This is a genomic window from Actinoplanes sp. NPDC051633 (assembly GCF_040681735.1).
Lineage (GTDB): Bacteria > Actinomycetota > Actinomycetes > Mycobacteriales > Micromonosporaceae > Actinoplanes.
Genome location: NZ_JBFAZH010001803.1, coordinates 1 through 1,081, shown reverse-complemented (window position 1 = coordinate 1,081; position 1,081 = coordinate 1). Strand labels below are relative to the sequence as shown.

Annotated in this window: 2 protein-coding genes; both read right to left on the bottom strand. The window is 71.1% G+C overall.

Features of this window, described 5'->3' with window-relative positions; all coding sequences use genetic code 11:
- The coding region (locus AB0M20_RS45310; protein WP_364307844.1) for a CoA-transferase at positions 1-352 on the bottom strand (352 nt) is incomplete at its 3' end.
- The gene (locus tag AB0M20_RS45305; RefSeq protein WP_364307843.1) at positions 349-1,005 is read right to left on the bottom strand and encodes a 3-oxoacid CoA-transferase subunit A; all 657 of its coding nucleotides are present in this window, start codon (positions 1,003-1,005) and stop codon (positions 349-351) included. The genes AB0M20_RS45310 and AB0M20_RS45305, both read right to left, overlap by 4 nt.
- Between the last annotated feature and the right edge of the window lie 76 nt (positions 1,006-1,081).

The following is a 1,081-nucleotide window of genomic DNA, read 5'->3' as shown; positions in this document are numbered from 1 at the left end:
TGTGCCAGTTGGCGAGGTCGCCGGTGGCCGAGACCTGGAAGGCGCCGAGTACGCACACGTCGAGATGGCCGCCGCGCATCATCGCGAACGAGTCGGCGTGGTGGAAGTACGCGGCGCCGGGCAGCTCGGTGACCGGGCTCTTGCCCGCGTTGGTGAGGTCGGGGTCGATCTGGTCGCCGGTGGCGGCCGGGCCCATGTTGAGCATGCCGTTCTCGGTGTGCAGCACGACGCCCGCGTCGTCGGGCAGGTGGTCGGCGACCAGGGTGGGCTGCCCGATGCCCAGGTTCACGTACGCGCCGCGGGGGATGTCCTTCGCGATCAGCGCGGCCATCTCGTTCTTGTCCAGGCTCATGCCACCACCCGGTCCACGTAGATGCTCGGCGTCACCACGGCCTCGGGGTCGAGCGCGCCGGTGTCGACCACCTCCCGCACCTCGGCGATCACCAGCCGCGCCGCGGTGGCCATCACCGGCCCGAAGTTGCGGGCGGTCTTGCGGTAGACCAGGTTGCCCATGCGGTCCGCGCGGTGCGCGCCGATCAGCGCGACGTCGCCCTTGATCGGGTACTCGATGACGTAGCTGCGGCCGTCGATCTCCCTGGTCTCCCGGCCGTCGGCGAGCGTCGTGCCCACGCCGGTCGGCGAGAAGAACGCCCCGATGCCCGCGCCCGCCGCGCGCATCCGCTCGGCGAGCGTGCCCTGCGGCACCAGCTCGAGCTCGATGCGCCCGGCGCGGTAGAGGCCGTCGAACACCCAGGAGTCGGCCTGGCGGGGAAAGGAACAGACCACTTTGCGTACGCGGTTCTTCGCGAGCAGCGCCGCCAGACCGGTGTCGCCGTTGCCGGCGTTGTTGGAAACCACGGTGAGGTCGGTGGCGCCCTGCTCGATCAGCGCGTCGATGAGCCGCACCGGCATCCCGGCCATGCCGAAGCCGCCGACCAGGATCGTCGAACCGTCCTCGATGCCGTCGACCGCCTCGGCCGCGTTCGCGCAGATCTTCGCGCTCACGACACGTTCTCCAGCACCACAGCCAGGGCCTGGCCGACGCCGATGCAGATCGCGGCGACACCCCACCGGTCGCCGG